Source organism: Neomesorhizobium albiziae (assembly GCF_900114255.1).
In the GTDB taxonomy this organism is placed as follows: Bacteria; Pseudomonadota; Alphaproteobacteria; order Rhizobiales; family Rhizobiaceae; genus Neomesorhizobium; species Neomesorhizobium albiziae.
This window is the reverse complement of the sequence record NZ_FOSL01000008.1, coordinates 72,266-96,192: the sequence shown is the minus strand read 5'-3', so window position 1 is coordinate 96,192 and position 23,927 is coordinate 72,266. Positions and strand designations below refer to the sequence as shown.

The following is a 23,927-nucleotide window of genomic DNA, read 5'->3' as shown; positions in this document are numbered from 1 at the left end:
AAAGCCTGCAACCGCAATGATTTAGAGAGATTCCAAAAAACCAGACGGTTCGCTCTAAAACTTTACTATTTTAATCATGTTTAGTGTTTGATTCTGTTGCGCTAACCGCATCCGGGCGCTGATGATGACGGCTTTGACAGCAGGGAAGATATTTCGTCCCGCGTTGCGGAAAAGCCACACAAACGCCGGCGATCCTACTACCAGTGCCGACTCATGTCGGCATAAGAAAAGGGCTCCGCGTCGCCGCGGAGCCCTTCCATTTTCGTGGGGAAGTCGGCGATTACTTAGCCTTTTCGTACATTTCCAGCACATGGTCCCAGTTGATCAGGCTGTCGACGAAGGCTTCCAGATATTTCGGCCGCGCGTTGCGGTAGTCGATGTAATAGGAGTGCTCCCACACGTCGACGCCGAGGATCGGCGAAGCGCCGTGAACCAGCGGGTTCTCGCCGTTCGGGGTTTTGGAAATCTCCAGCTTGCCGTTCTTTACCGAAAGCCAGGCCCAGCCGGAACCGAACTGCGTGGTGCCGGCAGCAATGAAATCGGCCTTGAACTTGTCATAGCCGCCGAGGTCGCTGTCGACAGCCTTCTGCAGAGCGCCCGGAAGCTTGGTGCCGCCGCCGCCCTTCTTCATCCACTTCCAGAAATGGATGTGGTTGTAGTGCTGGCCGGCGTTGTTGAAGAGCCCGGCGTTCTTGCCAAAGGACTGCTTCACGATCTCCTCGAGCGACAGCTTGTCCATACCGGCCTCGGCGGCAAGCTTGTTGCCGTTGTCGACATACGCCTTGTGGTGCTTGTCGTGGTGATATTCGAGGGTTTCCTTCGACATGAAGGGCTGCAGGGCCTCATAATCGTAAGGCAGTTCCGGCAGTTCAAAAGCCATGATCGTACTCCTCATTTTGGCAAATTCCGGCAGTCCATGCCGGAAGACATAGACCCGGGCAACGAAACGGCAACCCGAGCGTAAAGCTCCCAGGCTCTATCTACTGCATCGGCCCGAAAATCGGAATCGATTTTCGGAAAGCAACGATGCATAGATTCAATCTCTTAGAGCGTCCTTTGCGCGCGTCCAAGGACGCGTGGCGCTCTAACGAATCATCCCGCAGAAGTCGAATGCGCCCAGTCCCAATAAAGCTCGCGGGCACGCTTGGCGACCGGCCCTGGCTGCAGGTCGCGGCCCTCGATGCGGGTGATGGGAACCACCTTGGAATGGTTGCCTGTCGAGAATATCTCGTCGGCTTCCATGAAATCCTGCACGGTCAGTGTTCGTTCCGTCGTCCTGAATCCATAGTCGCCGAGCAACGAGATTGTCCGCGAGCGGGTGATGCCGGACAGGAACGAACCATTGGCCGCCGGCGTCGCAACATGCCCGTCCTTGACCAGGAAAATGTTGGACGTGCCGGTTTCGGCGACGTTCCCAAGCATGTCGAGCACCAGTGCGTTTTCGAAGCCGCGCTTCTTGGCCTCCAGGATGGCGCGCCCGTTGTTGGGATAAAGGCAGCCGGCCTTGGCGTTGGTCGGCGCGGTCTCGATCGACGGGCGGCGGAACGGCGATACGCCGATCGAGAATCCAGCCGGCGAAATCATCGGCGATTCGTACAGGCAGAGGCAGAAGCGCGTCGAGGCCGGATCGGCGGGAACGCCCATGTAGCCACCATGCTCGGCCCAATACATCGGCCTGATGTAGACGGCAGTTTTGCCATCGAACTTCTTCAGCCCGTCGAGGGTCAGACCGACGATCTCCTCCGCGGTCTTGGTCGGCGCGAGGCCAAGGGCGATTGCGGAAGCGTTGACCCGCGCCGAATGGCGGTCGAGATCGGGAGCCACGCCTTCGAACCAGCGTGCGCCGTCGAAAACGCTCGAACCCAGCCACATGGCGTGCGAGCGGGGACCTATCAGCGCCACGTTTCCTTCGTGCCAGTCGCCGTCGACAAAGGTCCAGGTCGCCGATTGCGCTGGTGTAGCAAGGGTCATCGATTGTTCCATTCGAGATTTGTTCGTTCGGACCATCGAAAAGGCTTTGACGGCCAAGGTCAACCAGCATTCGGTAGCATAAACTTGGTCCAGCGGCGCTCCCTTGACCGCATCCAGCGGTTGCGGTGAACTGGCTGAGGAACCGAGGAAACAGATGCGTCATTCAGCCTACGTCTTCGACGCCTACGGCACGCTGTTCGACGTCCACGCGGCCGTCAGGCGCCATGCGGAAGATATTGGCCCCGACAGCCAGGCCCTTTCGGAAATCTGGCGGGCCAAGCAGCTCGAATATTCCTGGGTGCGCACGCTGATGGGAGCTTATGCCGATTTCTGGGAGCTGACCGAACAGGCGCTGGACTTTGCTTTCCACAAGGTGCCCTCGGCCGATCCGGCGCTGCGCGACCGGCTGCTCGATTCCTACTGGCATCTCGACTGTTACCCCGAAGTGCCGGCGGTCCTTAAAGCGCTGAAGGCGGACGGCGCACGCCTGGCTATTCTCTCCAACGGTTCCCCGGCAATGCTGGAGGCTGCCGTTCACTCCGCGGCTCTCGATAATGTGATCGACGAGGTTTTTTCGGTCGACAGCATCAAACGCTTCAAGACCGACCCCTCCGTCTACGACCTGGTGACCACCGGCTGGAGGCTCTATCCCGCTGCAGTTTCCTTCCAGTCCTCCAATCGCTGGGACATTGCGGGAGCCACGAAGTTCGGCTTTCGCACGGTTTGGATCAACAGAACCGGGCAGCCCGACGAGTACCGCGACATGCCGCCGGGCTTAATTCTTCCTTCATTGGAAGGGCTGCTAATCGCCGGGTGAAGCGCCGCACAACGTGGCGTTGCGCAAATGTCACAAGCCCATTCGAACACGCCTTCGCCACTATTTGTTCAATTTCAAGCCAGATTCGGACGCCCTATCTCGCCCCACGTTCAACGGGAGGGAGGGCGCTCCGAATGGTCGGCGCGTTCAGCAAGTTTCTTTTTGCAGTCCGCCGAGCAGGGGTAAAATGTCCGGAATATCAAAACCATCCGTCGGTTTCAGCCGACGCCAGTTTCTAACCGTGTCGGGTGCGGTCGCCGCCTCGGCAGCCCTCTCAGCCTGTACCACCATACGTGAGCCGGCTCCCGAACCGATCCGCCAGCCCATTCCGCAGGAACCGCCGCTCGGCGGCTATGAGCAGATGTACGCTTCCGTCGTCGACGAGGGCTACGAATTGCCGGCGATCCCGGTCAACAAAGTCGAAAAGCGCTTCCTGCGCCAGATCGTGCAGGATCCGACTGGCGAGATGCCCGGCACGATCGTCGTCGACACACAGGCCCATTACCTCTATCTCATCCGCCCCGGCGGCGAGGCGATCCGCTACGGCGTCGGCCTTGGGCGCGCCGGCTTCGCATGGCAGGGGCGCGCGGTCGTGCAGTGGAAGAAGAAATGGCCGACCTGGAAGGTGCCTGACGAGATGATCGCCCGGCAGCCGGAACTCGAAAAGTACAGCGTCGCCAATGGCGGCATGCAGCCCGGCCTCAAAAACCCGCTCGGTTCTCGCGCGCTTTACATTTTCCAGGACGGCGAAGATACGCTCTACCGCATCCACGGCTCGCCAGAATGGTGGACCATCGGCAAATCGGTGTCTTCCGGCTGCGTGCGGATGATAAACCAGGACGTGATGGACCTTTACAACCGGGTGCCCAACAAGACCCCGATCCTCGTCTACTGAGGCAGACAAATCCGGTTCCAACAGTTGATGCGATTTCTATTCACAACTGTTGGAGCCGTTGATTTTTCACATTTTTTTGACCCCGCAGCGCGATCATCGTTCCGCCATAGTCGTTGGGCTTGTCGAACCCATGCGCCCAGCATGCGGACGCATCGGACATACACGGAAGGAAAAGCGATGAAGACGGCTCTCGCCACTGTTCTTGCGGCGCAATTGGCGTTCGCGGTTATCTCAGTCGCCTACGGGGCCGACTTTCCCGCGGAAAGGGAGCCGGACGCGAGCGGCGGCGTAAAGATCGGTTATCTCGATTGCGCGGTTGGCAGCGGCCTCGGCTATGTGGTCGGCTCGGCAAAACAGATCGACTGCGTCTTCCAGTCGAGCGGCGGCAGCGGGCGTTCGGAGAGCTACACCGGGACAATCCGCAAGCTTGGCATCGATCTCGGCTACACGACGCGTGGGCGGCTCGTCTGGGCGGTGTTCGCGCCGACGGCCGGCTATCATCGGGGTTCGCTCGGCGGGCTCTATGAGGGCGCGACCGCCGAGGCGACACTGGGCGCCGGCGTCGGAGCCAACATTCTGGTCGGCGGAACGTCGGGATCGATACAGCTCCAGACGGTGAGCGTGACGGGCCAGCTCGGCCTCAATGTCGCCGCCACGGGAACTTCGATGACGCTCAACGCGACCAACTAATCTCCGGGTCGCCAATCTTGTCGAACTGCTGAATGCGATTTGGGCCGCGATACCAGCGTATCGCGGCCCAAATCATTGTACTTCAAGCAATGTGTCCATCGGCGACCGCGCCGTCAGAACCCCTTCTTGAGGCTGCCCAGAATTCCGCGCACCAGCGCGCGGCCGACCGAGGAACCGACCGAGCGCACAACCGACTTGATCGCCGCCTCGGTAACCGTCTGGCGGTTCGAAACGCGCGGCCGCGGCGCAGGCCTGCCGGTTGTGCGCGGCGGTGGTGCGGGTTCGTCGCCAAACCCTGGAATGGTCCACCGCGAGCGGCCGCTGTCTACCGGCTCCGCCTGCTGGGCTTCCTGCTCCGCTTTGGCGGCGTCAGCCGCACGCTTCTGCAGCAGCTCGAAAGCCGATTCGCGGTCGACTGTCTTGTCGTACTGTCCGGCGACCGGGCTCTCGGCGATGATGCGCGCGCGCTCGGCATCGGTGACCGGCCCCAGACGCGATGCCGGCGGCCTGACCAATGTGCGCTGCACGACCGACGGCACGCCTTTTTCTTCCAGTGTCGAAATCAGTGCTTCGCCGGTGCCGAGTTTGGTGATCGCCTCGGCGCAGTTGAAATCGGGATTGGCCCGGAATGTATCGGCAGCAGTCCTCACCGCCTTCTGCTCGCGCGGCGTATAGGCGCGCAACGCGTGCTGGACGCGGTTGCCGAGCTGGGCAAGCACGGTTTCGGGCACATCAAGCGGGTTCTGGGTGATGAAATAGACGCCGACGCCCTTCGACCGTATCAGTCGAACCACCTGCTCCACCCGGTCGACCAGCGCCTTCGGCGCATCGGTGAAGAGCAGATGCGCCTCGTCGAAGAAGAACACCAGCTTCGGCTTGTCGGGATCGCCGATTTCCGGAAGCTGCTCGAACAGCTCCGACATCAGCCACAACAGGAACGTGGCGTAGAGCCGCGGGTTCATCATCAATTTCTCAGCCGCCAGTACGCTTACCGCGCCGCGTCCGTCGCGGGTCGTGCGCATCAGGTCGGCGATGTTCAACGCCGGCTCGCCAAAGAAGAAATTGCCGCCTTGCTGTTCCAGCACCAGAAGCGTGCGCTGGATGGCGCCAACGGAAGGCTTCGTCACGTTGCCGTAGCGCGCCGAGATCTCGTCCGCGCGATCGGCAATGTTGGCCAGCAGCGACTGCAGGTCCTTCATATCGAGCAGCAGCAGCCCTTCCTCGTCGGCGATCTTGAAGGCGATGTTCATGACGCCTTCCTGCGCGTCGGTCAGGTTCATGAGACGCGAGAGGAGCAGCGGTCCCATCTCGGAAACGGTGGCGCGGATCGGGTGCCCCTTCTCGCCGAAGAGGTCCCAGAAGATCACCGGGAATTCCTGGAATTCGTAGGGATCGAGCTTCACCTGTTCGGCGCGCTTGACAAGGAAATCCTTGGCCTCACCCATCGCCGCGATACCCGAAAGATCGCCCTTGATGTCAGCAGCGAACACCGGCACGCCGGCATTGGAGAAGCCTTCGGCCAGCACCTGCAGCGAGACCGTCTTGCCGGTGCCGGTCGCGCCGGTGATGAGGCCGTGCCGGTTGCCGTACTTCAAGAGCAGCTCTTCCGGCTTCTGATAGCTGTCATCGGGCTTGCGGCTCGCTCCGATGAAGATGCTGCTTTCGTCTGCCATGCTAACTCTCCGGCGAAATGGTTTGTCAGGTCGAACGCGGCAAAGCGCCGTCCTTGGTATAATCACGCCAGCGCAGCGCGACAATGGTGGCGTAGGGGGCCTCTCGACCTGAAGTGGTGTCCGGGTCTGAAATGAAAACGCCGCCCTACGGCGGCGTCTCTATACAGTGAAGCTGCGCGGCGTCTTCAGCGTACGCCGCCGCGAGCAACCCGTTCGATCTCCTCGCGCACAAGCCGCTCGACCAGCACCGGAAGGTTGTTGTCCAGCCAGTCCTGCAGCATCGGCCGCATCATTTCTTCGGCAAGTTCGTCGAAGCTTTTCTTGCGGGTGGCAAAGACGTCCGAAAGCTCGCCGAATGCTGCCGCTACCTGGCGTCCCGCATGTTCGGAGATGATAGCCGTCTTCGGCGCCTGCTGCGGCGACGACGTCTCGGCAGCCGCCACTGTCTGGACAGGCTCAGGCTCCCTGGCAGCCAAGACCGCTTCCGCCATTTCGATAGGGTCGGCGAGCTCGTTCGCGATATCGAGGTCGTCGTCCAGATCGTCAGCGACTTCAAGCGGTGCCTCCGGATCGTCCTCAGCCTCGACAGGCGCCACCGGTGTCGGCGCTGAATAATAGCTTTCGCGCGCGATCTGCGCCTGAACCTCGGCGAGCGTCACCGGCTTTTTCTCCAGTGAATCCCCGGGCGCGGCACTCGTTGCTTCGACCGCAGGCTCCGACGCACCGCGCAATTCGGCGCGAAAGGCATCCACTTCGACCACCGAGCCGGTCACGGGTCTCGGCTCGGAGACGACAACCGACTCCTGCTCCCGGCGCGCGGCCAGTTGCTCCTCGCCCTGCTTTCGGGTCGTGTCGCTGTCCTCGATGATCCGCCGGATCGAAGCGAGGATTTCTTCCATGGAAGGTTCGCGCTGTGCGCTGCTTGCTTGTGCCATTGTCACATCCGCCGCCCTTGTGACCAGTTTTTGCCCGCGTGTTCTCCGTCGACCGCGCGGTAACGGAACCCGCCCACTCAAAAATCAGGTTCCGAATCAAGGACAAGCGTACCCGACAGACCGGGGCTAGAGAATCCCCCTTCGCGCGGCTTTGGCGCTTTCGCACAGAATAGAAAAATGCGCGCCGGCCGCGTCAGAGGTTTTTGAGGCCAGGCGGAACCACCTGGCGTCGCACAATGCAGCTAAACAACGGATAGAGCTGAATGAATCCAGCTCTAGCGGCCGTCGGGCGTCCTCAGGCCGTGCCACTTGTCCTTGACGGCGTTGAAGTGCTCTTCTGGATTGTATTCCGACACCTGCAGCGCAAGCTTGCGCACCGACAATTGGCCGATCGCCGACAGGATGGCATAGCTCGCCACCACGACATCGTGCTCCGAATTGGCGACGTTGATCTGCGCGTTGATAACAACGGCCTGCGCGTCGAGAACATCGAGCGTGGTGCGCTGGCCGACATTGCGTTCTTCAATGACGCCATTCAACGCCAGCTGCGCCGCGGCAACCGTTTCACGGTTGGCCACCACGCCCTCCCGGGCGGCTTCGTAGCTCGTCCAGGCCGACGTAACCGCCTGGCGCACGGTATCGCGGCTGACATCGACTTCGATGCGTGCCTGGCCGAGCGATTCCTTCGACTGGCGAACCTGCGCCGAAGTGCGGCCACCCTGGTAGATCGGCACCGTCAGTTGCAGGCCGACGCCGGCAGACGTCGAATTGCTGCTCTGACCGGCCAGGTCCGTCGAACCTTCTTCAAACGATTCGGAAACGCCCGCGGAAGCCGAAAGCTGCGGCAGCAACTGGCCTTCGGTCGATTTCACCGTGAAGCCGGCGGCGTCGACAAGATGCAAGTTGGCGGCGATCGCCGGATGCTGATCGCTGGCAATCGCGATTGCCCGATCGAGACTTCTCGGCAGCATCTTGGCCAGCGGTGCTGCGGGCCTCAACGAATTCGGGTCTTCGCCAACCAGTTGCCGGTATGTTGCAGCGCTTGCACTGGCGGTGGCGCGCGCGGAACTCAGTTGAGCAACCGCCAGCGAGCGATTGGCTTCGGCCTGGGCGACATCGGTACGCGTACCCTCGCCGACATCGAATCGCGAGCGCGCCGCACGCACCTGTTCCTCGAGGAACTCCAGGTTGCGCTCGCGCAGCACGGCGATCTGCCGGTCGCGGATCACGTCCATATAGGCCTGCGCCGCGTCGAACAGGGTGTTCTGCTCGGTGTTGCGCAGATTCTCCTGCTGCGCGCGGACACGCGCCGTGGCCGCCGCGACGTTGTTTTTGGTCTGAAAGCCGTCGAAGAGGCTCTGTCGGATTTCGACGCCGAACGAACCGCTGGTCAGATCGGTGGTGCGATTGCCGAGATCGTTGCGCGACCGCGTCGTGTTATAGTCGATCGCGCCCGAACCGTTAATGGTCGGCCGATAGCCCGACTTGGCAATCGCCACGTCCTCGTCGACCACGCGCACGCCAGCGCGCGCTGAATTCAGCGCCGAATTCAGCTGATAAGCCTTCGCCAGCGCGCCGCTGATCGTTTCGGCGAAGGCGCTCGCGGGGGCAAGCGCTGTTGCCGAAGCAAGAAAGGCGGCGAAAATACCGGATCGAAACTGCGACACGACTTACCCTCTCATTCGTTTCACGGGGAGCGATCGAAGCCTGCCGCCCGGCAGATGTCCCGACCCCTCATTCCCCCGCTGAACCCGACCCGATGACCGGCCCGGCAGTTCAGCAACGATGTCCAACCCTGGCGCCAAAATGGTTGCTCATTTGTCCCGACACAAGGGAATTAGAACTCAAAAGCCTTAATTCTTTCGAATCCCGGCAACGGCTTTACTGCCGCATTGAAAGCCCGGCGACCAGTCACCAACCCGTTATCCTTCAGATAAAGACGCGCCACACCGGCATTGCCATGCCCTTCCACGGCAACCAGCCGGCCGCGCTCCTTCAACTGGTCGAACAGCGCCTGCGGTATTTCGTCCACCGCGCCGCCGACAACAATGACATCATATGGACCGTTTGCCGCAACACCCTGCGCCAGCGAGCCGGTAACGACCGTGACATTGTCGAAACCGAGATCGGCGACCAGTTGAGCGGCACGCCCGGCAAGCGTGGAATCGCTTTCCAGAGCTACCACCGAACCGCCAAGGCTCGAAAGCACGGCAGACGAATAGCCGGTGCCGCAGCCGACATCGAGCACCCTGTCGCCGGGCTGGATTTCGGCAAGCTGCAGGAGTTTCGCGAAAGGCGACGGCTCCATCAGGAAACGCGCCGGCCTGCCGCCTTCGGCGGGGGCGATCTCGAGATCTACGTCGATGTAAGCGAGGTCGCGCAGGCTGGCGTCGACAAAAGCCTCGCGCGGCACCGTTCCCATGGCCAGAAGGATGGCGCTATTGGTGACATCGGTCGTGCGTATCTGGCCGTCGACCATCTTGACGCGCATATCGGAATAGTTGGCGCTCATATATTCTGTCGGCCCGTTTGCGCCCAAAGCAGCGCTTCACAAAATCCGCTAGAATGCTTCCATCGGACGCCTCGATCGGCGTTGAGGCTGCTCTGAGGCCGGCAAGGCATCGTCGAAGCACTTTCTAGCTCGTAGCGGCGGGTGTGGCAAAATTGACCTGCACAGTCAATCAAGGACTTAGCGGAAGGCCTGCGTTAACCAAAAGTGTGCTGACGGTCGTGACTGGCCGGCAACAGTTTTTGATTAAAATCCGCGAAATAGGGCCTGTGGAGCGAACAGCCGGAACGCCGAAGACATCGGCGGTTTCTGGTAAGCGACCCGGCCCACGCCCAACATAAGACGTTCGATTCAGCGCTCGCCGGGATGCCCGGCGCAAGGACTAAAGCTTCGAAAATGCGCCGCCAGAGACGGTAAGTGCGACGTGCATGACAGGTTGTTGCCAGCATCGGCTGGTCGGTATCGAATCGCGATTGCCGCGACCGATCAAGGCGGCATCCCTGTTTGATGTGCCCCAGAAAAAGCGCTCTAGCTCAAGAGCTAAATGCCGGAGGTAGTATCGGAATGGAGGCCTCGCCCGGAATCGAACCGGGGTGCAAGGATTTGCAGTCCTCTGCGTAACCACTCCGCCACGAGGCCTCACCGCTCTACGCGGGCTTCAATAGGTTGCCGTCAAATTCGCGTCAAGCTCAATGCGGCGCTTTCGTCGCTGACGCTGCGGCGCGGCAGCGAGCGAACGCGCCCGCGCTTGAACTGGCTATTTGCCGGCCTTGGCCCGCTGCCGCCTCTCCCACCATACCAGGGTGCGGCGGCGCAAGCGGCGCACGAGGTGGAACTCATAGGAGAGAACCAGCAGGCCGAGCGGAATCATCCAGAACCCGAGCACCGGCAGGAAGCCGAGAATGCCCAGGATAATAAGCAGCACCCCGATCAGCACGCGCAACACCCGCGAACGCGGCATTTGGAACCGGCGCCCGAAAATATGGATGGCGTGGTGGTGGTGCGTGCTGGCGGTATCGTCTCTATCGGTCATCAATCTTTCCGGCATTTGCGCGATATATGGGGCCGTTTCCGTTCTTTCTGTGACGCTTCGCGGCCATATGTTCGCACTCGTGCGTCAAAACGCGCAATGCCGCGCCAAAACGTCTCAAAAAAATTGCCGATTGCTTCTTTGCAAAGCCGAAAGGGGTTTGCTATAGGCAGCCACGTTCACACGAGCAGCCAACGTTCCCCGGTAGCTCAGTGGTAGAGCAACCGGCTGTTAACCGGTTGGTCGCTGGTTCGAATCCGGCCCGGGGAGCCACTTCTTGTAAAATCCTCAAGAGTTGGACCGCAAGCCTTCCTCCCGGCGGGAATCGGCGGTCGTTTTGGCATATCTCCAACAATTCCGCCTGAGGCTCCACCCCTTGATACCCGGAAGCGGTATCGCGGCAATTTGGCCTGTACCAAAAAATGGCTCGCAAGGGTTGCGGATGGGCCTTACCTTTGGCAATCGGTATCGTGATGAGTTCGTGCCCCGGGCGAACGTTGCTGGTTTCGAGGAGGAATGATGGACGCCGGCGCGGTATTCAAGGACACAGCCTTCCCCGCCTTCGACCAGGGCCGCTGGCGGGCGCTTGCCGAAAAGGCGCTGGCAGGCGCCGATTTCGAGCAGACGTTGGCTTCGCAGACCGATGACGGCAAGCGTATCGACCCGCTTTACGAACGCTCTTCCGCCACTCGTCCCGTCCTGCGCGCCAACCCGGCCGAACATGGCGTGATCACCCAGCGCATCGACGATCCCGATCCGGTCCGTGCCAATGCCCAGGCGCGTGATGACATCGCGCAGGGCGCCACCGGCCTGTCGCTGGTTTTCGAAGGCGCACCCAATGCCTTCGGCTACGGGCTTCCCGTCGCCGTCGAGGCGCTGGCCAAGGCGTTGGACGGCATTCCGCTCGACAAGACCTATCTGCGCGTCGACGCGCATCCGCAAAGCCGTGTCACTGTCGACTGGCTGGTTGCACTCCTGACCAAGCGGCGCGCCGACCCGTCGAAGCTCAGCCTGTCATTCGGCATCGACCCTGCGGCCGTTTTCGCTGGAACCGGCCGGTTGCGCATGTCGATCGAGGCGCTGCGCGCTTCTATGCCGCAATCGCTGGCGCACTTCTTCGCCCTCGGCGTTCCCGGTGTGCTGCTCGAGGCCGACGGCCGCGTCTTCCACAATGCCGGCGCCACCGAGGGCCAGGAACTCGGCATCATGCTCGCGTCCTCCGTTTCGCATCTGAGGATGTTCGAGGAAGCCCGCCAGGCGCTCATATACGCCGCGCCGCATATCGGTTTTGCGCTCAGCGTCGACCAGGACCAGTTTCTGTCGATGGCCAAGGTTCGCGCCATGCGCAAATTGTGGGCCAAGGCGCAGGAAGCCTGCTCGATCCAGCCGTCGCCGGCGATCATCCATGCGGAAACCTCTTACCGCATGATGACCGTGAACGATCCCGAGACCAACATCCTGCGCACCGCCATCGCCGGCTTTGCGGCTGCGACCGCCGGCGCCGATTCGATCGCGATCCTGCCTTACACGGTCGCCCATGGTCTGGCCGACCCGTTTGCCCGCCGCGTGGCGCGCAACACGCTTCTGGTCATGGAAGGCGAAAGCCGCGTCGATTTCGTCGCCGATCCGGCCGCCGGTTCGGGCAGCATCGAGGCGCTGACGGACGCCCTTTGCGAAGCCGCCTGGGCGGAATTCCAGAAGATCGAGACTGAAGGCGGCGTGCTGAAAAGCCTCGCCGACGGCAAGATACAGGCGCGCATCACCGCAGCCCGCGAAGCGCGCGCCGAAGCCTACCGCGGCGGCAAGCGCACGCTGATCGGCACGACGCTCTATCCGCTGAAGGCCGAGCGGCCGGTCGTCACCTTGCCTGCCGAACGCCGGGCCGTGCCGGATGAAGGTGCTGCGTCCTGCGAGCGCCTGCCGGCGATACGCATCGACCAGTCGATCGAAGGCCGTCGATGATCCCCGACTTTTCGACGATCGCCTGGTCCGACCCTGAAGCGCGGACGGCAAAGGCGGGCGCCGACCGCTGGCAGACGCCGGAAAGGATTTCAGTCAAGCGGCTCTACGGCGAGGCCGATCTCGAAGGGCTGCCATTCCTCGACACCTGGCCGGGGCTGGCGCCGTTCATACGCGGCCCCTACCCCACAATGTATGTCCAGCAGCCGTGGACGATCCGCCAGTATGCCGGCTTTTCGACGGCAGAGGAATCCAACGCCTTCTACCGGCGCAACCTCGCGGCGGGGCAGAAAGGCCTGTCCGTCGCCTTCGACCTCGCCACCCACCGCGGCTACGACAGCGACCATCCGCGTGTCGCAGGCGATGTCGGCATGGCTGGCGTGGCGATCGATTCAATCCTCGACATGCGGCAGCTGTTCGACGGCATCCCGCTCGGCGAGATGACCGTATCGATGACAATGAACGGCGCCGTACTGCCGATCCTGGCGCTTTATGTCGTGGCAGGCGAGGAACAAGGTGTGGCGCCGAAGGATCTCGCCGGCACAATCCAGAACGACATCCTCAAAGAGTTCATGGTGCGCAACACCTACATCTATCCGCCCAAGCCCTCGATGCGGATCATCTCCGACATTTTTGCCTACACCTCGCAGCATATGCCGAAGTTCAACTCGATCTCGATCTCCGGCTATCACATCCAGGAAGCCGGGGCGACAGTCGACCTGGAACTCGCATACACCATCGCCGACGGTATCGAATACGCCCGCGCCGGCGTCGCCGCGGGTCTCGACATCGACAAGTTCGCGCCACGCCTTTCCTTCTTCTGGAACGCCGGCATGAACTTCTTCATGGAAGTGGCAAAACAGCGCGCCGGTCGCCTGCTGTGGGCCACGCTGATGCAGAAGAACTTTGCGCCCAAGAGCGAAAAGTCGCTGGCGCTGCGCGCCCACACCCAGACTTCCGGCTGGTCGCTGACCGCGCAGGACCCCTACAACAACATCATCCGCACCATGATCGAGGCGATGGCCGCGACGCAGGGTGGCACCCAGTCGCTGCACACCAACGCCTTCGACGAGGCGCTGGCGCTGCCGACCGACCACTCGGCCCGGATCGCCCGCAACACGCAGCTCATCCTGCAAAAAGAGTCCGGCAACACGCGCGTCATCGATCCATGGGGCGGTTCGGCCTTCGTCGAGCGCCTGACACACGATCTTGCAGTGCGCGCCATGCAGCATATCGAGGAGGTCGAGGCGCTGGGCGGCATGGCTGCGGCGATCGAAAAAGGCATCCCGAAGCTGCGCATCGAGGAAGCGGCCGCCCGCACCCAGGCTCGCATCGATTCGGGCGAGCAGCCGATGATCGGCATCAACGCCTACAAGCCCGAAAAAGACATCGAGGTCGACGTTCTCAAGGTCGACAATGCCGAAGTCCGCGCCCGCCAGCTCTCCAAGCTGCAACAGCTGAAGGGCACACGCGACGTAGCCACCGTCGAAAGCGCGCTGGATGCGCTCACAAAAGCCGCGCACGGGGACGGCAACCTTCTCGAATTCGCCATCCGCGCCGCCCGCGCCAACGCCACCGTCGGCGAAATCTCGCTGGCGCTGGAAAAAGCCTTCGGCCGCCACGTCGCCACCGTGCAGACAATTTCCGGTGTCTACCGCAAGGAGCTCGGCGACAGCCCCGTCGTCGACCGTGTGCAGGACAAGGTCGACGCCTTCGAGCGCAGAAACGGTTCCAAACCGCGCATCCTGGTCGCCAAGATGGGACAGGACGGCCATGACCGCGGCCAAAAGGTCATCGCCACCGCCTTCGCCGATCTCGGTTTCGACGTGACCGTCGGGTCGATGTTCCAGACCCCAGAGGAGATTGCCAGGTTGGCCGCCGATCACGACGTCCACATCGTCGGCGCCTCGTCGCTTGCCGCGGGCCACCTGACACTGGTGCCCGAACTCAAGGATGCGCTGAAGAAACTTGGCCGCGACGACATCGTCATCGTGGCTGGCGGCGTCATCCCGCCGCAGGATTTCGAGGCCGTGCTTGCCGCGGGTGCTGCCGAAATCTTCCCGCCCGGAACGGTCATCCCCGAAGCGGCCGAACGGCTGATGGACGGGCTGCTCGGGCGCTGAGGCCGGCTCGCTGAACACGAACCGCGTTATAGCTTGCTTTTGAAAGAACTGGCCCGGCGAACAACAAAACGCAAGGCTTAAGCGCCGCATCTGCGCCTCAATCGAAAGCCGCACGCCCTCTCCGCAAAGAAACTCATCAATGCTGCATTGGCTTTACTGTAGCGGGCCTGTAAAAATGAAGCGGGGTGCACCAGGAGGGCTTTATGAGCTTGTCGGCGCGAATTTTCCGCAGCGCTTGCGCGCCCCTTACCGGCCTGATCCTCGTCTTCATGGCAGGCGCGAATGTCGCCCATTCGCAATCAGCCGCCGCAGGCTGCGTGCTGGAACGCGTTGGCGGAACATCCCGGATGCTCCTGCGTTGCCCCGATGGCCTGACGATCATCGTGGAGGCCGGCGCGCGGTTTTCACTGATTGACCGTAATCGGGACGGCAACGCCGATGCAGCCAGGTTGCAGCGCAAGGCATTGCTGCTCAACGCTCCAGCCGGCCAAGCCGAAACCGGATTCCAGGTCATCACACCGCAAGCCATCGCCGCGGTGCGCGGCACGAAATGGGCAGTCGACGTCCAGGACGGCAAGACATCCGTGTTCGTCGTCAGGGGACGGGTCGCCGTGCAGCGGCCGTCGGCCAGGGCCGGCGTGCTCCTTGGGCCGGGTGACGGTGTCGACGTCGCCCCAGGCTCCGACCCTCTCGTCGTCAAGCGTTGGCCGCGGGCTCGCGTTTCGGCATTGCTTGCCCGCTTCGGCCAATGAGGCGCCCTATTGCATCGGCCCGAAAATCGGAATCGATTTTCGGAAAGCACGATGCATAGATTCAAAGTCTTGGAGCGTCCTTTGCGCGTCCAAAGAGACGCGCGGCGCTCTAAAGGGCGCACGTTTCAGACCCTCATCGCGCTTGCCCTGGCGGGCCTTTGGGGCGCAGCGCTGGGATATGGTCACTTTCGCGGCGACATGTGGTTTCTCGAGCGTGTCGAAGCCACAATGACCGATATCCGCATGCTGATGCGGGGCCCGAGGCCCGCCCCCGATGCCGTCACCATCGTGGCCATAGACGACGATGTCGTCAGCCGGGAGGGCGGGTATCCGCTTTCTCGCGCCACGCTGGCGCGCATCATCGACGGCATCGCCCGCCTCAAACCCAAAGTCATCGCGGTAGACCTCTTGCTGGTCGATCGCGGCCCGGAAGACGGCGACCGGGCGCTGGCGCAGGCGCTCGGCGCGAGCCCAAGCGTTATCGCGGCAGCGGCGGTGTTTGCCGAGGACCAGCAATTCCTGTCGGCTGCTGGCGACGGCCCCCTCGCCCGCACGCCCGTCGCGGAGCGCTTCCTGCTGCCGTTGAAGCCTTTCACGGATGCAGCGGCGGTCGGCGTGGTCAATGTTGCGGCCGACCAGACGGGGACGCCGCGTTTCATCCCGATGCTGTTCAGGACCGGCGACCGCGTGGAAGCTTCGTTTCCGCTGCGTGCCGCAGCTTTCGCCGCCGGGCAGGATCCGGAGATCGAGCCCGATGGCTTGTCGATTAGCGGACGGACGATAAGAACCGATATCGGCCAGCTTCTTCCTGTTGCCTTTTACGGCCCTCGCGGCACGATACGCACGCTTGGCGCCGCCGCAGCGCTTGACGGCCGCCTGCCGCCCGATGCGATCAAGGATCGGATCGTGGTTGTCGGCGCGACGGTGACCGGGGGCGGCGACGTCTTCCCCACATCATTCGATCCGGTTCTTCCCGGCGTGGAAGTCATCGCCACTGCGATCTCCCATCTGGTGACCGGCGATGGAATCATACGAGACAGGAATGTCCGTCTCATCGATGCCGCGGTCGCCATCATTCTTCCCATGCTTCTGGTTGGCCTGCTGGGATGGCGCCGCAGCATCGTCAGCTTTGTTGCGATCATTGGCGTGGTGCTGACCTGGCTGGTGCTCAATGTGACGGCGTTTGTGAATGGCACCTGGTTCAGCGCGGCATTGCCGATGATGGCGGTCGGCCCTCCGGTCATCCTGTTCGGGGCAGCCCAGCTTTGGCTCGGCAGGCGGCGGGCGCAATATTTCGCCAGCCAGAGCGCGCTGCTGCAACGGTTTCAGGCTGCGGGCCTGGGAAAATGGCTGACCAGCCATCCCGACTTCCTCGCCGAGCCTGTCCGCGAGGACGCCGCGGTGGTGTTCATAGACATCTCCGGATTTACCGGTTTGAGCGAAACGCTGGGCCCCGATGCGACGCGCGAACTGCTGTATCCGTTTCACACGATGATCGACAGGGCCGTGGTTGAAGCGGGCGGCATCGTAACCGGCTTCATGGGCGACGGAGCGATGATCCTGTTCGGCCTGCCCGAGCCTTCGTCCAACGACGCGTCCAACGCTGCGCGCTGCTGCGTCGGCCTTTCCGAGGGTACCAGGGCCTGGCTCGCTTCCCTGCCCGCGCCGGTCGCGTCGCGGATCGGCTTCAAGATCGGCGCGCATTTCGGCGCCATCGTTGCATCGCGCCTGGGCGGCCAGAGCCATCAGCATATCGCCGCCACGGGCGACACCGTCAACGTCGCCAGCCGCCTGATGGAGGTGGCTGCCGCACATGACGCCGAGGTGGCAGTCAGCCAGGATATGCTGGACATGGCCGGCCGCGACTGCGCTTTCTTCACGTCGGGTTCGCTTACCGGGCCGATGGAAACACAGATTCGCGGGCGGGCAGGTTCACTGGTGATCTGGCTGTGGCGGAGTTCGACGGAGATTGCTGACGGGTACAGGCAAACACCACCTACGTTATAACTTCCGGAACAACATTAGTTGCGCAACCTGGGTCTCCATGTTATATCTCTCGTTATAACATGGAGAAAGGTCATGAACGTCACCTTGCGCAAGATCGGCAATTCCGAAGGCGTAATCCTGCCCAAGGAGGTTCTCGATCGGCATAACCTTCAGGCAGGCGACAAGCTCGAACTCATAGACACCAAGGAAGGATTCACGCTGAAGCCTTCCGACGAGGTGTTCGAGCGGCAGATGAAGGCTGCGCTGGAAGTCATGGACAAGTACAAGGTCGCTCTTCAGAAGCTCGCGGAATGAGCTGGGAGTTTCTGACGCGTCGCGTCGTCGAAGCCATGCATGCTGAGCAGTTGCGCCGGCACGGCGGAGCGCACGGTTTGAGGGATGAAAATGCCCTCGAATCCGCGCTTTCCCGCGCCGAAAACAAAACTGCTTATGGCGAACCCGACATCCATGAACTCGCTGCAGCCTACGTGTTTGGCCTTGCCCGAAACCATGCTTTCGTCGACGGCAACAAGCGAACCGCCATCGTCGCCGCCGGCGCATTCCTTATTATCAACGGGCATCAGCTCACAGCAGATGATGGTACACTTTACACATTTACGATGGGGGTAGCCGCTGGCGAAATTGATGAAACCGGCGCTGCCGCTTTCTTCCGCGACCACACCGAGCCGGTCGGCGCCTAAACGGTGCCGTTCGCCTTCATCTCCAGAATTTCCCATTCCTTGCCGTTGACCGTCGCAAGGTCGCCGACAGATTTGCCAAACAGCGCGATCGCCATCGGCGAGGAATGCGAGATCTTGCCATGGGCGGCATCGGCCTCGTCCTCGCCAACGATTTGCCATCTGTTCTTGTGGCCGTCATCGTCCTCGATCGTGACGCTCATGCCGAACCGCACCACAGTGCTGTCGGGATCGGGTACCGAGAGTTCGGCATTCTCGCGCCTGGCGTTCCAATAGCGCAGGTCGCGCGAAACCAGCGCGATCTTCTCCCGATTGCTCTCCGCCTCGGCCCTGGCCAGGTCTGCGCGCAGCGCTGCAATTTCAGCCTCGATCGCGGCAAGCCCTTTTTCGGTGACCAGATTCCGATGCTGGCTGACCGGTCGCTCGCCGATATCGGCAATGGCGTTGTCACTCTCGTCTTCGCGGGTGAAAGCTCTGCTCATCAAGGAAACGTAGGCCTCCCCGTGCGGTTTCACAAGGCTCTTGGCCTACCTCAAAAGCATCCCCTCCGCTGGCACAAATCCTGCAGTACAAAACGCAAAGCAGAATGAACTGTGCCAATGTTGAACAGACGCCATTTCCTCAAACAGACCGCCGGCTTTGCCGTGGCCGGACTTGCCGTGCCCGGCGCCGCCTACGCGGCGATTCTGCCGGGAATCCAAGCTGCTTCGATGCGCGGTTCCATCAACGCCACCGACCTCGGCGCCCGCCCAGGCGCACTCGACGACCAGAGCAGGATTTTCGCGCGCATGCTGGAAAAGGCGGGCAGCCAGGACATGCCGGTGTTCCTGCCGCCGGGCACCTATGTCGTTTCCAACCTGACGCTGCCGCGCAACCTGCGCCTCACCGGCGTTCCCGGAGCTACCCGCATCGTCTATGGCGGCGACGGCCACCTCTTCGCGGTCGAGGATGCGGTCCACATCGAACTCTCCGGTTTGGTGATGGACGGCGCCAACCGCTGGCTCGGAGACCATGCACAAGGCCTTCTCGATCTGCGCCGGGTCCAGCATCTGGTCGTCGACAATTGCAGCATCCTCGGCAGCGGCAAGAACGGGCTGGCGCTGGAGCGCGTGTCCGGCCGTATCGAGCGCTCGGAAATCACCGGCGCGGCGGACGCCGGCATCTATTCCGTCGAGGCCGGCAAACTGCAGATCCAGGCGAATACCGTCTCCGATTGCGGCAATGGCGGCATTCTGGTGCATCGCTGGCAAATCGCCGACGACGGCACCATGATCTTCGGCAACCGCATCGAGCGTATCCTCGCACGAGGCGGCGGCACGGGGCAGAACGGCAACGGCATCAACGCGTTCCGCGCGAATGGTGTATCGATCGCCAACAACTCCGTCAGCGATTGCGCCTTCTCTGCTATCCGCGCCAACAGTTCCAGCAACATCCAGATGTCAGGCAATTCCTGCTTGCGTTCCGGCGAAACCGCCATCTATGCCGAATTCGCCTTCGAGGGGGCCGTCATCAACGCCAACATCGTCGACGGTGCGGCCAACGGCATCTCGATCGTCAATTTCGACAGCGGCGGCCGCATGGGCGTCTGTTCCGCCAACATCGTGCGCAACATGTCGACCCAGGGTCCATACCAGCCCGATCCGCCCGGTTTCGGCGTCGGCATCTCGGTCGAGGCCGATTGCGCCGTCACCGGCAATGTCGTGGAGAACGCGCCGCGCTACGGCATGAACATCGGCTGGGGCGCATTCATGCGCAACGTGGTCGCCACCGGCAATGTCATCCGCAAGGCCGGCACCGGCATCGGCGTTTCGGTCGTTGAAGGCACCGGCTCGGCGGTCATCTCTGACAACATCATCGACGGCGCCGAGAATGGCGCCATCATCGGCCACCGCTGGGCAAAGCCGGTGACCGGAGACCTCGCCTTAATGGAGAAAAGCGGCTTCGCCAACCTGATGGTCGAACGCAATCGCTCAAGCTGAATGTCGAACTTCCGGCTGCGGACAGGCTCTACGCAAGCGCGCTCGCCGGCCGCATCACGCCGACCGGTTCGCCCTTGCGGTTCTCGACCGAAGGCCGGCAAAGTGCAGTCAGTTTTGCAAAAACCGCCTCGTCATTGGCGAAAAATCCCGCCAGAATCGACGAAACAGCGACTTCCGCGGCGCGTGCCGCACCGTCTTCGCATTTCAACGCGATACCGAAACCGAGTTCGGGAATTGCCGCGCAGTAGACGCCTTCCGCCCCGACCTTGGCGAAAATCCGGCCGGGCGCGGCTTCCATCAATTGGGTGCAGACCCTGGCGGCGCCGGCGACATAAAACGGCTCCGCCATGCAGGCTGACATCAGGCGTTTGGCCGCTTTGGCGCGCTCCGGAGCCAGCCCGTTGCCACTGACCATCCTGGCAAAACCCAAAGCGAGGCTTTTCAGCGGCGCCGCATAGGTCGGGATCGAGCAGCCGTCGGTGGCGGAATTTTCAAGCCCATGCCTCACGCCCGTCACCTGTTCCATGGTTTCGGCGACAAGCTGTTGAAACGGGTGCGCAAATTGCACGTAGCCGCGGTGGCCGATCTTCTGGTGGCAGCAAACGCACAGGAAACCGGCGTGCTTGCCCGAACAGTTGTTGTGCAACTGATTGGGACTTCCGCCAGCGCGCGCCAGCGCAACCGTGGCATCGTGGTTCGAAGGCCAATGCGAGCCGCATTCCAGCGCCGTTTCGTCGAGCCCTGCCCTTGCAAGCATGGCACCCGCCAGTTCGACATGCCTTGCCTCGCCGGAATGCGAGGCACAGGCCAGCGCCAGTTCCCTGTCGCCGAAACCATATGCGTCGGCGGCACCCGTCTCGATCAGCGGCAGCGCCTGGATCGCCTTGACCGCCGAGCGCGGGAACACCGGCATCCCGATATCGCCGATCTCGCGGACGAGCTTGCCGTCGCCATCGACAATCACCGCCGCGCCGCGATGAACGCTTTCGACGATGTCACCGCGCAAAACTTCGACAAGGACGGGATTGGTCATGAATTCACCGAGCTGGAGATGTCTTCCGGCGCAGGTCGTAGTCGCTCGCATCTCGACGGGCAAGGACTTCCAGAGCTGGCGCATAGACTTGCATGACCTGCCCTCATGCGCCCGGCCGTCTTATTGATCGAAAGCGTTGAAGAGGACGCTTCTCAGTCCGATCTCCTCGGTATGGTTGGCGGGGATCTGGAACAGGATGTCGTCGATCAGAAAATCCGTGCCGGACTGGACCAGGAGCAGCCTATCTGTCCAGTTGGCGGCGGGCGTGTCGGGAAATTCGTAACGCACGGTGACTTCCATGCGGCCGGCAAGCTCGCTGGACTGACCGGCCTTGCAGACCGGCGCGCGGTCGGGAAAGCCTTGGTAGGGAATGCCATCTCCGAGCGGCGGCTTGTCGCCGGGCGCAGCCTTGGCGATGGCGTCGTTGCGCTCCTCGGCCTCCGCGATAACCTTCAGCAGCGCAGGCGACAGCAGAGCCCGGACCTGCTTTTCATTGTCTTGCACACGCGCCGCGCAAAACGCCTCGGCCAGTTCCTGCGGTGTTTCGGCTGCCGGTGCCGCATTGCCCATGAGGAGCGCGAACGCAGCGGCGGCGATGACAGTTTTTTGCAAAGCGAATGCCTTTCGGGCGGAAGCCGCGTCCTTCCGCAAAGAATCGGAAAATGGCTCCATCCTGTTGTTTTTCAATGATGTCCCCCCGCCGCGGTCAGCCGCCGGCGAGCACCCCGGTCGACAGAAACCCGCCGTCGACGGCAAGAGTGTGGCCATTGATGTAACTCGCCTCGGGCGACAGGAGAAAGGCGATCGCCGCGGCCACTTCCTCCGGTTCGCCGTAGCGGCCCTGCGGCACGTGGCCGAGCCAGATGCGGCGGTCCTCCTCGGAATGCAGACGGGCGATCATCGGCGTGTGGATCGGGCCGGGCGCCACGCAGTTCACCCGCACGCCCCGATTGCCATATTCGAGCGCCAGCACTTCGGACATCAGTTTCACGCCGGCTTTGGACGCGCCATAGGCGGCCCGCCCGCGATTGGCCCTCAGCCCCGACACCGAGCCCATGTTGACGATCGACAGCGTCGCCCCCATGCGCTCCAGCGCTGCCTTGGAGCAGATGAAGGAGCCGACGAGATTGATGTCGAGGATTTCGCGGAAAAGCTCGGCGCTGGTCTCCTCGGCGGAAATGTCGCGCGCGATGCCTGCCGAATTGACCAGGCCGCCGATCAGGCCGAGCCGGTCGACCGTCTGGTCGAAGACGTCGGCAACCTCGTCCTCGTCGGTGATATCGGCCTGCAGGAAAATCGTGTTCTCGCCGGAGAATGAACCCTCCGCGCGGGCCAGCGCATCCTCGTCTGCATCGACGATGGCGACCGGCCAACCGTCGTCAACGAGGCGCTCGGCGACCGCGAGGCCGATACCCGAAGCGCCACCGGTGACGACGGCGGAATGCTTCATTTGATGCGCTCGAGGATCGACACGTAGTTGGCGACCGCGGCGCCGCCCATGTTGAAGATGCCGCCGAGCTTGGCGTTCGGCACCTGGATGCCGCCGGCGTCGCCGGTGAGCTGCATGGCGGTCAGCGCATGCATGGAAACGCCGGTGGCGCCGATGGGATGGCCCTTGGCCTTCAAACCGCCGGAGGGGTTGACCGGCAGGCGGCCGTCCTTGGCGGTCTGGCCCTCCAGCACCACCTTGGCGCCCTCGCCGCGCTTGGCCAGTCCCATCGCCTCGTATTCGATCAGTTCGGCGATGGTGAAGCAGTCATGCGTCTCCACAAAAGACAGGTCGTCCAGGGTGACGCCGGCGCTCTTCAATGCCCGGGTCCAGCCCTGCTCGCAGCCCTCGAACAGGAGAATGTCGCGCTTCGACATCGGCAGGAAATCCTGGACGTGCTCGTTGGCGCGGAAGGCGACGGCGCGCTTCATCGAGAGCGCGGTGGACGTGTCGGCAAGCACGATGGCCGCCGCACCGTCGGACACCAGCGAACAATCCGTGCGCTTCAGCGGGCCTGCGACGAACGGGTTCTTCTCGCTCTCCTGCCGGCAGAAATCGTAGCCCAGATCCTTGCGCATCTGCGCATAGGGATTGTCGACGCCGTTCTTGTGGTTCTTGGCGGCGATTGCCGCAAGCGCGTCCGACTGGTCGCCGTAACGCTGGAAATAGGCGTCGGCGATTTTGCCGAAGACGCCGGCGAAACCTGCGGGAATGTCACCGTCTTCCGGCAGGTAGGAGGCGCGCAGCAGGTTCCTGCCGATTTCGGGACCGGGGGTGGTCGTCATCTGCTCGGCCCCGACAACCAGCACGATGCGCGACGCCCTGGCGTCGATGGAGCGGATGCCTTGCCTGACCGCCGCCGAGCCGGTCGCGCAGGCGTTTTCGACGCGCGTCGCGGGCTTGAAGCGCAGCCGGTCATCGGCCTGCAGGACCAGGCTCGCGGTGAAATCCTGGGCGGAGAACCCGGCGTTGAAATGGCCGAGCACGATTTCGTCGACATCGTCCGGACCAATGCCGGCATGCGCAAGCGCATCGCGGGCAACGCCGACGATCAGCGATTCCAGCGTCTCGCCTTCGAGTTTCCCGAAGCGCGAATGCGCCCATCCGACGATACAAGCGGTCATTTTCGTCTCCGTAACAGTGGCAGCCTAGCACGTGATCCGACGGCAGGCGCATAATTTATATTGTTCAAGCATGAACGTATTTCCAGTGGCGGTAAAGGGGTTTTGATGGCGGAGTGGGTGTGGTGGTATTCGCATTCCTTCGCGCCCCCCTCTGGCCTGCCGGCCATCTCCCCCACAGGTGGGGAGATCAGTCGCGTCGCCGACTTTGCCCAATCGCCAACGCCGGAGTTTGGACGTTGCAGCCGAAGCTGCCAATCTCCCCAC

Annotated in this window: 22 protein-coding genes and 2 tRNA genes; 11 read left to right on the top strand and 13 right to left on the bottom strand. The window is 62.5% G+C overall.

The annotated features are described in order from the left end of the window. Nucleotides 1-280: 280 nt before the first annotated feature. Entirely contained in the window at nucleotides 281-880 is a 600-nt protein-coding gene (locus tag F3H98_RS14715; protein ID WP_149760900.1) for a superoxide dismutase, read from the bottom strand. A 212-nt stretch (nucleotides 881-1,092) separates the two neighbouring features. Beyond that, nucleotides 1,093-1,971, bottom strand: coding sequence for a branched-chain amino acid aminotransferase (locus tag F3H98_RS14710; protein ID WP_149760899.1), 879 nt, complete (start codon nucleotides 1,969-1,971; stop codon nucleotides 1,093-1,095). A gap of 154 nt (nucleotides 1,972-2,125) precedes the next feature. Here F3H98_RS14710 and F3H98_RS14705 point away from each other — a divergent pair, with 154 nt between their 5' ends. The 3 genes from F3H98_RS14705 to F3H98_RS14695 all read left to right on the top strand — a co-directional run bounded on the left by F3H98_RS14705 (nucleotide 2,126) and on the right by F3H98_RS14695 (nucleotide 4,373). After that, complete coding sequence (locus tag F3H98_RS14705) at nucleotides 2,126-2,788, top strand: haloacid dehalogenase type II (protein ID WP_149760898.1); 663 nt, start codon at nucleotides 2,126-2,128, stop codon at nucleotides 2,786-2,788. 187 nt (nucleotides 2,789-2,975) lie between these two features. Further along, a complete protein-coding gene (locus F3H98_RS14700) occupies nucleotides 2,976-3,683 on the top strand; it encodes a L,D-transpeptidase (protein ID WP_149760897.1) in 708 nt (235 codons plus the stop codon). A gap of 177 nt (nucleotides 3,684-3,860) precedes the next feature. Continuing rightward, nucleotides 3,861-4,373, top strand: coding sequence for a DUF992 domain-containing protein (locus tag F3H98_RS14695; protein WP_149760896.1), 513 nt, complete (start codon nucleotides 3,861-3,863; stop codon nucleotides 4,371-4,373). A 113-nt stretch (nucleotides 4,374-4,486) separates the two neighbouring features. Here F3H98_RS14695 and F3H98_RS14690 read toward each other — a convergent pair whose 3' ends face one another. The 6 genes from F3H98_RS14690 to F3H98_RS14665 all read right to left on the bottom strand — a co-directional run bounded on the left by F3H98_RS14690 (nucleotide 4,487) and on the right by F3H98_RS14665 (nucleotide 10,523). Further along, nucleotides 4,487-6,046 carry a helicase HerA-like C-terminal domain-containing protein gene (locus F3H98_RS14690; protein ID WP_149760895.1) on the bottom strand — a complete coding sequence of 520 codons (1,560 nt, stop codon included), beginning with the start codon at nucleotides 6,044-6,046 and terminating at the stop codon, nucleotides 4,487-4,489. 185 nt (nucleotides 6,047-6,231) lie between these two features. After that, complete coding sequence (locus tag F3H98_RS14685) at nucleotides 6,232-6,981, bottom strand: PopZ family protein (RefSeq protein ID WP_149760894.1); 750 nt, start codon at nucleotides 6,979-6,981, stop codon at nucleotides 6,232-6,234. Nucleotides 6,982-7,256: 275 nt separating this feature from the next. After that, nucleotides 7,257-8,648: a TolC family outer membrane protein gene (locus F3H98_RS14680; protein WP_149760893.1), complete on the bottom strand. Its 1,392-nt coding sequence runs from the start codon at nucleotides 8,646-8,648 to the stop codon at nucleotides 7,257-7,259. A gap of 170 nt (nucleotides 8,649-8,818) precedes the next feature. Further along, nucleotides 8,819-9,493: a protein-L-isoaspartate O-methyltransferase family protein gene (locus F3H98_RS14675; RefSeq protein WP_149760892.1), complete on the bottom strand. Its 675-nt coding sequence runs from the start codon at nucleotides 9,491-9,493 to the stop codon at nucleotides 8,819-8,821. 562 nt (nucleotides 9,494-10,055) lie between these two features. Further along, a tRNA-Cys gene (locus F3H98_RS14670) sits at nucleotides 10,056-10,129 on the bottom strand. 118 nt (nucleotides 10,130-10,247) lie between these two features. Then, the gene (locus tag F3H98_RS14665) at nucleotides 10,248-10,523 is read right to left on the bottom strand and encodes a PGPGW domain-containing protein (RefSeq protein ID WP_244621727.1); all 276 of its coding nucleotides are present in this window, start codon (nucleotides 10,521-10,523) and stop codon (nucleotides 10,248-10,250) included. Between the two features lie 195 nt (nucleotides 10,524-10,718). Here F3H98_RS14665 and F3H98_RS14660 point away from each other — a divergent pair. The 7 genes from F3H98_RS14660 to F3H98_RS14630 all read left to right on the top strand — a co-directional run bounded on the left by F3H98_RS14660 (nucleotide 10,719) and on the right by F3H98_RS14630 (nucleotide 18,041). Then, nucleotides 10,719-10,793: transfer RNA gene (locus tag F3H98_RS14660), tRNA-Asn, on the top strand. Between the two features lie 246 nt (nucleotides 10,794-11,039). Continuing rightward, nucleotides 11,040-12,482, top strand: a complete 1,443-nt coding sequence (locus tag F3H98_RS14655) for a methylmalonyl-CoA mutase family protein (protein WP_149761039.1) — start codon at nucleotides 11,040-11,042, stop codon at nucleotides 12,480-12,482. Beyond that, nucleotides 12,479-14,602 (top strand): methylmalonyl-CoA mutase, encoded by a 2,124-nt coding sequence (gene scpA / locus F3H98_RS14650; protein ID WP_149760891.1) that lies wholly within the window; start codon nucleotides 12,479-12,481, stop codon nucleotides 14,600-14,602. The genes F3H98_RS14655 and scpA overlap by 4 nt, the downstream gene beginning before the upstream one ends. Nucleotides 14,603-14,805: 203 nt before the next feature. Continuing rightward, nucleotides 14,806-15,354, top strand: a complete 549-nt coding sequence (locus tag F3H98_RS14645; RefSeq protein WP_149760890.1) for a FecR domain-containing protein — start codon at nucleotides 14,806-14,808, stop codon at nucleotides 15,352-15,354. A gap of 51 nt (nucleotides 15,355-15,405) precedes the next feature. Then, complete coding sequence (locus F3H98_RS14640) at nucleotides 15,406-17,361, top strand: CHASE2 domain-containing protein (protein ID WP_149760889.1); 1,956 nt, start codon at nucleotides 15,406-15,408, stop codon at nucleotides 17,359-17,361. A gap of 72 nt (nucleotides 17,362-17,433) precedes the next feature. Continuing rightward, nucleotides 17,434-17,655, top strand: coding sequence for an AbrB/MazE/SpoVT family DNA-binding domain-containing protein (locus F3H98_RS14635; protein WP_149760888.1), 222 nt, complete (start codon nucleotides 17,434-17,436; stop codon nucleotides 17,653-17,655). Then, nucleotides 17,652-18,041, top strand: coding sequence for a type II toxin-antitoxin system death-on-curing family toxin (locus F3H98_RS14630; protein ID WP_149760887.1), 390 nt, complete (start codon nucleotides 17,652-17,654; stop codon nucleotides 18,039-18,041). Before F3H98_RS14635 ends, F3H98_RS14630 begins: the two co-directional genes overlap by 4 nt. Here F3H98_RS14630 and F3H98_RS14625 read toward each other — a convergent pair. Then, nucleotides 18,038-18,520, bottom strand: coding sequence for a GreA/GreB family elongation factor (locus F3H98_RS14625; RefSeq protein WP_149760886.1), 483 nt, complete (start codon nucleotides 18,518-18,520; stop codon nucleotides 18,038-18,040). The two genes, F3H98_RS14630 and F3H98_RS14625, sit on opposite strands and share 4 nt — an antisense overlap. A gap of 117 nt (nucleotides 18,521-18,637) precedes the next feature. On the opposite strand from F3H98_RS14625, the gene F3H98_RS14620 reads away from it, so the two are divergent. Further along, the gene (locus F3H98_RS14620) at nucleotides 18,638-20,017 is read left to right on the top strand and encodes a TIGR03808 family TAT-translocated repetitive protein (RefSeq protein WP_149760885.1); all 1,380 of its coding nucleotides are present in this window, start codon (nucleotides 18,638-18,640) and stop codon (nucleotides 20,015-20,017) included. 28 nt (nucleotides 20,018-20,045) lie between these two features. Here the strand turns inward: F3H98_RS14620 and F3H98_RS14615 are convergent, their stop codons facing one another. The 4 genes from F3H98_RS14615 to F3H98_RS14600 form a co-directional block, all read right to left on the bottom strand. After that, the gene (locus F3H98_RS14615; RefSeq protein WP_149760884.1) at nucleotides 20,046-21,050 is read right to left on the bottom strand and encodes an asparaginase; all 1,005 of its coding nucleotides are present in this window, start codon (nucleotides 21,048-21,050) and stop codon (nucleotides 20,046-20,048) included. Between the two features lie 120 nt (nucleotides 21,051-21,170). Then, nucleotides 21,171-21,662, bottom strand: coding sequence for a hypothetical protein (locus tag F3H98_RS14610; RefSeq protein WP_149760883.1), 492 nt, complete (start codon nucleotides 21,660-21,662; stop codon nucleotides 21,171-21,173). 94 nt (nucleotides 21,663-21,756) lie between these two features. Beyond that, nucleotides 21,757-22,500: an SDR family NAD(P)-dependent oxidoreductase gene (locus F3H98_RS14605; protein ID WP_149760882.1), complete on the bottom strand. Its 744-nt coding sequence runs from the start codon at nucleotides 22,498-22,500 to the stop codon at nucleotides 21,757-21,759. Beyond that, on the bottom strand, nucleotides 22,497-23,663 hold the full coding sequence (locus tag F3H98_RS14600) for an acetyl-CoA acetyltransferase (RefSeq protein ID WP_149760881.1): 1,167 nt from the start codon (nucleotides 23,661-23,663) through the stop codon (nucleotides 22,497-22,499). Before F3H98_RS14600 ends, F3H98_RS14605 begins: the two co-directional genes overlap by 4 nt. Between the last annotated feature and the right edge of the window lie 264 nt (nucleotides 23,664-23,927).

Excerpts from the sequence above, each read along its gene's own strand:
- F3H98_RS14690 (WP_149760895.1), bottom strand. The coding sequence starts at position 6,046 with ATGGCAGACGAAAGCAGCATCTTCATCGGAGCGAGCCGCAAGCCCGAT.
- F3H98_RS14635 (WP_149760888.1), top strand. The coding sequence starts at position 17,434 with ATGAACGTCACCTTGCGCAAGATCGGCAATTCCGAAGGCGTAATCCTG.
- F3H98_RS14675 (WP_149760892.1), bottom strand. The coding sequence starts at position 9,493 with ATGAGCGCCAACTATTCCGATATGCGCGTCAAGATGGTCGACGGCCAG.
- F3H98_RS14710 (WP_149760899.1), bottom strand. The coding sequence starts at position 1,971 with ATGACCCTTGCTACACCAGCGCAATCGGCGACCTGGACCTTTGTCGAC.
- F3H98_RS14615 (WP_149760884.1), bottom strand. The coding sequence starts at position 21,050 with ATGACCAATCCCGTCCTTGTCGAAGTTTTGCGCGGTGACATCGTCGAA.
- F3H98_RS14655 (WP_149761039.1), top strand. The coding sequence starts at position 11,040 with ATGGACGCCGGCGCGGTATTCAAGGACACAGCCTTCCCCGCCTTCGAC.
- F3H98_RS14705 (WP_149760898.1), top strand. The coding sequence starts at position 2,126 with ATGCGTCATTCAGCCTACGTCTTCGACGCCTACGGCACGCTGTTCGAC.
- F3H98_RS14630 (WP_149760887.1), top strand. The coding sequence starts at position 17,652 with ATGAGCTGGGAGTTTCTGACGCGTCGCGTCGTCGAAGCCATGCATGCT.
- F3H98_RS14645 (WP_149760890.1), top strand. The coding sequence starts at position 14,806 with ATGAGCTTGTCGGCGCGAATTTTCCGCAGCGCTTGCGCGCCCCTTACC.
- F3H98_RS14685 (WP_149760894.1), bottom strand. The coding sequence starts at position 6,981 with ATGGCACAAGCAAGCAGCGCACAGCGCGAACCTTCCATGGAAGAAATC.
- scpA (WP_149760891.1), top strand. The coding sequence starts at position 12,479 with ATGATCCCCGACTTTTCGACGATCGCCTGGTCCGACCCTGAAGCGCGG.
- F3H98_RS14625 (WP_149760886.1), bottom strand. The coding sequence starts at position 18,520 with ATGAGCAGAGCTTTCACCCGCGAAGACGAGAGTGACAACGCCATTGCC.
- F3H98_RS14600 (WP_149760881.1), bottom strand. The coding sequence starts at position 23,663 with ATGACCGCTTGTATCGTCGGATGGGCGCATTCGCGCTTCGGGAAACTC.
- F3H98_RS14695 (WP_149760896.1), top strand. The coding sequence starts at position 3,861 with ATGAAGACGGCTCTCGCCACTGTTCTTGCGGCGCAATTGGCGTTCGCG.
- F3H98_RS14620 (WP_149760885.1), top strand. The coding sequence starts at position 18,638 with ATGTTGAACAGACGCCATTTCCTCAAACAGACCGCCGGCTTTGCCGTG.
- F3H98_RS14700 (WP_149760897.1), top strand. The coding sequence starts at position 2,976 with ATGTCCGGAATATCAAAACCATCCGTCGGTTTCAGCCGACGCCAGTTT.
- F3H98_RS14715 (WP_149760900.1), bottom strand. The coding sequence starts at position 880 with ATGGCTTTTGAACTGCCGGAACTGCCTTACGATTATGAGGCCCTGCAG.
- F3H98_RS14640 (WP_149760889.1), top strand. The coding sequence starts at position 15,406 with ATGCATAGATTCAAAGTCTTGGAGCGTCCTTTGCGCGTCCAAAGAGAC.
- F3H98_RS14665 (WP_244621727.1), bottom strand. The coding sequence starts at position 10,523 with ATGACCGATAGAGACGATACCGCCAGCACGCACCACCACCACGCCATC.
- F3H98_RS14605 (WP_149760882.1), bottom strand. The coding sequence starts at position 22,500 with ATGAAGCATTCCGCCGTCGTCACCGGTGGCGCTTCGGGTATCGGCCTC.